The organism is Streptomyces sp. GC420, assembly GCF_009916105.1.
Taxonomy (GTDB): domain Bacteria; phylum Actinomycetota; class Actinomycetes; order Streptomycetales; family Streptomycetaceae; genus Streptomyces.
In genome coordinates this window covers 1-1,878 of the sequence record NZ_JAAAXQ010000700.1, presented here as the reverse complement: position 1 = coordinate 1,878, position 1,878 = coordinate 1, and the positions used below count along the sequence as shown (strand labels likewise).

Annotated in this window: 1 protein-coding gene; it reads right to left on the bottom strand. The window is 77.9% G+C overall.

Annotation, left to right across the window (positions count from 1 at the left end; genetic code table 11):
- Positions 1 to 592: 592 nt before the first annotated feature.
- Positions 593 to 1,878 (bottom strand): sigma factor-like helix-turn-helix DNA-binding protein (locus tag GUY61_RS37905; RefSeq protein WP_208106957.1); only part of this gene is annotated, 1,286 nt, incomplete at its 5' end.

Here is a 1,878-nt window from a genome sequence, read left to right as displayed (position 1 = left end):
TGAACGACTCCCTGACCAAGACCGCCCAGCTCGACTGCAACGACCGCCTGCCGGAGGGGCCGCTGCGCGAGCTGTACGGCGTGCAGAAGTGACGTCCTCACCCGCGTGAGCGCGGGTGGTTCCCGCCGGGCTTGCCGCGGGCGGGTGTCCGTCTGTATGCACCGACGGGGCTCCCGGCGTGCCCGGCCCGGGACGTCCAGGACGCCCGGACCGCGGGGACCGCGGGCCGGGGCTTCGGGAGCCCGCCCCGTCGTGCGGTCCCCCGGCTCCCGGAGCGTTCCGGCCCGGTTCGGCGGCACCGCGGAGCCAGCGGGGCGCTGACAACACGCGGATCCGCCGCCTGGCGCGACCCGGCCACCACACGGAATCCCGGGTGATGCGGCGCACGGGTCAGCGACCTCGCGGAGCCAGCGGGGCGCTGACGACACGCGGATCCGCCGCTTGGCGCGACCCGGCCATCACACGGAATCCCGGGTGATGCGGCGCACGGGTCAGCGACCGAGCGGAGCCAGCGGGGCGCTGACGACACGCGGATCCGCCGCTTGGCGCGACCCGGCCATCACACGGAATCCCGGGTGATGCGGCGCACGGGTCAGCGACCGAGCGGACTCAGCCGCTCCGGCCCGTTGGCGGGCTCGGAGCGAAGCTTGTCCCTGAGCCGCATCTGGTCCTCGGTGAGCTGGTCCGGCCGGGGCCCGGGCACGATGCCGACGGGACGGCCCGGGGCGCGCGGTGGCTCGTACCCGCTCGGAGCCGTGATCGCGGTGAACGCCGTGAAGCCCAGCAGGAGTACGGCGACCGCGATCGTGGCCCGCGTCCACAGCCCGGCCTCCTGCTCGGCCTGAAGGCGGATCACCCGGGCGGCGGGGAGCTGGGTGGTGCGCGGGGCGAGCGCGGAGATGCGGCCGCGCATCAGCTCCGGATCCCTACCGAACTCCGGGTACCGGTCGATCAGGGCCTCCCGGGCGTGCGCGAGGCGGTTCGCGGCGGCCGAGGTGGTGGCCTCCGTCTCGGCCGCGGTCTCCGGAAGACCCAGCCCGACGGTGTCGTGGAGGAGAAGCGTGCTGCGGTACGAGGGCGGCAGACCGAGCAGGGTGTCCAGCAGTTCCTGGTCCTCCTGGGACGCGTCGGCCCGGTCCGGGTGCCGGTGCGCGGGGCGCGCGCGGTGCCAGGGCGAGAGGGCGTAGCCATAGGCCCTGGCCCGCACCCAGCCGCCCGGCTCCGGGTCGACGGCCACCTCGGGCCAGCGGTGCCACGCGGACTGGAACGCCCTCTCGACGGCCTCCCGCGCGAGCCCGCGCCGCCCGGTCAGGAGGTACGCCTGCCGTGCGAGCGCGGCAGCGTGCTTGTCGTACAGCGTGTCGAAGGCCTCGCCCGGGGCCGTCGAGGGGACCGTGGCACGGGCCCGCTCCGCCGCCTCGACCGCCGCCCGGTGCTTTCGGCGCGCGAGCCGCCCGCCCCTGCGCCGCTGCCGTGCGGCACGCCGCCGCTCCCGGACGGTCGTCCCTCCCGCCGGATCGCGGGCCTCCGGTGCCGGTGGTGGCGCGGGCTCCGGTGCACGAGCCGGGCCCGTGGTCGGCGGGGCCGCCGACGGTGGATGCGGTGGCGGGGGAGGCGCCGCCGGGAGTGCGGGCTGCGCGGGGTCCTGCCGGGCAGTCGTGGCGGGCTGCGAGCCGCCGCGCCGGTGCCGTCCGCCGCCCTTGCCGCTGCCCGGCCTTCCCGCGCGCCCCTTCCTGCGGCCACCCGCCCGGGGCGGGGCGCCGTGCGCCCCGCCGCCCCCGCCCGAGCCGCTGCCCGGGTGTCCCACCCCGGGAACGCCGGGAACGCCGGGAACGCCGGGAACGCCGGAGGCGCCGGGCGTGCCGGCGGCTCCAGGCC